The 3310-nt window shown below is 74.5% G+C and carries 3 protein-coding genes; all 3 read left to right on the top strand.

Annotation, left to right across the window (positions count from 1 at the left end; genetic code table 11):
- A partial coding sequence (locus ACYVE9_RS20045) for a pectinesterase family protein (protein WP_461029268.1) occupies positions 1 to 1019 on the top strand: 1019 nt, incomplete at its 5' end.
- A 71-nt stretch (positions 1020 to 1090) separates the two neighbouring features.
- Positions 1091 to 1657: a SigE family RNA polymerase sigma factor gene (locus ACYVE9_RS20040; RefSeq protein ID WP_461029270.1), complete on the top strand. Its 567-nt coding sequence runs from the start codon at positions 1091 to 1093 to the stop codon at positions 1655 to 1657.
- A gap of 157 nt (positions 1658 to 1814) precedes the next feature.
- Positions 1815 to 3310, top strand: a 1496-nt coding sequence (locus tag ACYVE9_RS20035) for an aldehyde dehydrogenase (NADP(+)) (protein WP_461029269.1), incomplete at its 3' end; no start/stop codon positions are given.

Here is a 3310-nt window from a genome sequence, read left to right as displayed (position 1 = left end):
CGCGGCGCCGGCCCTTCGGCCGCTACGGCTCACCGGACGACCGCCCCGATCCGCGCACCCGGTACGTCGACACCCGCGGCCGGGGCGACCACACGACCGTGCAGGAAGCGGTGGACGCGGCCGGTCCCGGCGACACGCTGGTGCTCGCGCCGGGCAGCTACCGCGGCACGGTCAGCGTGCCCGCCGACCGCTCCGACCTGACCCTGATCGGTGCGAGCGGCAACCCCCGCGACACCGTGATCGTGTACGACAACGCCGCCGGCACGCCCAGGCCCGACGGCTCGGGCACGCTGGGCACCAGCGGCTCCGCCACCACCACCGTCCGCGCTCCCGGCTTCTCCGCGTACGCCGTGACGTTCGCCAACGACTGGCTGCGCGCCGACAACCCCGAGTACACCGGGACCCAGGCCGTGGCGCTGAAGGTCATGGGTGACCGCTCGGCGTTCCTGCGCTGCCGTTTCCTGGGCCACCAGGACACGCTCTACGCCGACTCGCCCTCGTCGGCGTCGACGGCCCGCCAGTACTTCCGGGACTGCTACGTGGAGGGGGACGTCGACTTCGTCTTCGGCCGGGCGACGGCCGTCTACGACCGCTGCCACTTCCACACCCTCGACCGTGCCGACCGCGACACCGCTCCGCTCGGCTTCGTCTTCGCGCCCAGCACCGCCGGCCACCACACGCACGGCTACCTGGTGCTGCGCTCCAGGATCACCAGCTCGGCGCCGGACGGCCACTACAAGCTGGCCCGCCCGTGGGTGCCCTCCTCGGACCCCACCGCGAGGCCGATGCTGACCGTCCGCGACACCCGGCTCGGCGCGGGCATCGACGCGGTCGCGCCCTACGCCACCATGTCCTCCGGCCATCCCTGGCAGGACCAGCGCTTCGCCGAGCACCGCAACTCCGGTCCGGGCGCCCGGGTGCACGTGCCGGAGAACCGTCCGCAGCTCAGCGACGAGCAGGCGCGCCACCACACCCCGGCGGCCTACCTGGGGACGTGGCGGCCGGGCGTGCGGCCCTGACGGCCGGGCCGAGGTGAGGAGCGGGTACGGCACGACGCGTGGCCGAGCGGCCCGGGCAGGGAGGGATGACCGTGGGTGCAGTCGCCGACGACGCCGCTGCCGCCGAGTTCCAGGACTTCTTCGAGTCCCACCACGCCGAGCTGGCCCGGTTCGCCCGGCTGCTGCTCGGCGAGGCCGACGCGGCCGACGACCTGGCTGCCGACGCGCTGCTGGCGCTCTGGCACCACTGGGACCGGGTGAGGGACGCCGGCCATCCGCTGGCCTACGCCCGGGGTGTGGTCGCGAACCTGGCCCGCTCCCGCATCCGCAGCACGGTGCGGGAACGGCACCGGGTCGCGCTGTTCTGGGCGCGCGGGACGGACGCCTGCCAGGTGGACGGACCGGACGTGCCGGCGGTGGTGGACGTGCGGGGCGCGCTCCGCAGACTGCCGTTCCGCAAACGGGCGTGCGTGGTGCTGCGGTACGCCTTCGACCTGTCCGAGCGGGACACCGCCCTGGTACTGGGCGTCTCGGTCGGAACGGTCAAGAGCCAGACCGCGCGGGGCACGGCCGAACTCCAGCGGCTGCTCGCCCCCGAAGCGGCGCCGGGGCCCGTGCGGTTGGCCGTCGCGGCCCAGGGGGTAGCCGGTGGACGGTGAGGTGGAGGGCGCTGCCCGGTCCGCCCCTCCTTGTTCCGCGCCGCGCCCGGAAATAGAGTCACCATTCAACACTGTGAACATCGTTCGACATCCCGAACGGTTTTCCCGGGACATGATCAGCAATGCGAAAGGAACCACGGTGGCAGCAACACCAGTCCTGAGTGTCGACCCCCGCACGGGAGAGCCGCGCGAACAGGTCGCCCACGAGGCCACGGCCGAAGACGTCGACCGGGCGGTCCGTGCCGCCCACGCCACCCGCGAGGCGCTCGCCGACCGCGCCACCCGAGCCGTCCTGCTGCGCACCGCGGCCCATCTGCTCACCGAGGAGACGGCGAACGTCGTCGCGACCGCCGACGCGGAGACCGCGCTCGGCTCCGCCCGTCTCACCGGCGAACTCGCCCGTACGACAGCCCAGTTGAAGGCGTTCGCGGACACCGTGGACGAAGGCTCCTACCTCGACGTGCGCATCGACCACGAGGACGGCACCAAGACGCCGCCCTGGCCCGACCTGCGCCGCTACAAGATCCCGCTCGGGGTCGTCGCCGTCTACGCCGCCAGCAACTTCCCGCTCGCCTTCTCGGTGCCCGGCGGTGACACCGCCAGCGCGCTCGCAGCCGGCTGCCCGGTGGTCGTCAAGGCCCACCCCGACCACCCGGCGACCTCGGAGCTGTGCGCCGCCGTGCTGCGCCGGGCCGCCGCGCAGGTCGGCCTGCCCGAGGACGTGGTCGTCCTGCTGCACGGCTTCGAGGCCGGCGTCGCACTGGTCGAGCACCCGCTGATCGCCGCCGCCGGGTTCACCGGATCGGTGCGCGGCGGCCGGGCGCTGTTCAACGCCGCCGCGGCACGCCCCGTGCCCATCCCCTTCCACGGCGAACTCGGCTCGCTCAACCCGGTCGTCGTCACCGAGGCCGCCGCCGCCGAGCGGGGCGAGCAGATAGGCGTCGGACTCGCCGGATCGATGACCATGGGCGCGGGGCAGTTCTGCACCAAGCCCGGCTTCGTGCTCGCCCCGGCCGGCGCGGGCGGCGACCGGCTGCTGAAGTCGCTCACCGAGGCGACCAGCAACACCGAGGCGGCGCCCCTGCTCGACCACCGGATGCGGGAGGCCTTCGTCGCCGGCGTGTCCGAGCGGGCCGCGCTGCCCGAGGTGGAGAGCCCCGTCACCGCGGGCGCCGGCGGCGAGCACACCGTGTCCCCGGGCTTCCTGACCGTGCCGGCCCGCCTGCTGGCCGCCGAGGGCCCGCACGACGCGCTGCTGGAGGAGTGCTTCGGCCCGGTCACCGTCGTGGCCCGCTACACCTCACGTGACGAGATCGCCGCGGTGCTCGCCCGGCTGCCCGGCAATCTCACCGCCACCCTGCACATCGCCGACGAGGAGGGCGACGGCGACGCGGCCGGGCTGCTCGACGCGCTCGTCCCGCTCGCCGGGCGGGTGCTGGTCAACGGCTGGCCGACCGGGGTCGCCGTCGCCCCCGCCCAGCACCACGGCGGCCCCTACCCGGCGACCACCTCGACATCCACCTCGGTCGGCGCCACCGCCATCGAGCGCTGGCTGCGCCCGGTCAGCTACCAGTCGACGCCGGACGCGCTGCTGCCGCCCGAACTGCGCGAGGACAACCCGCTCGGGCTGCCCCGCCGTGTGGACGGCCGCCC

The organism is Streptomyces sparsus, assembly GCF_054776295.1.
This window is presented reverse-complemented; position numbering and strand designations above follow the sequence as displayed.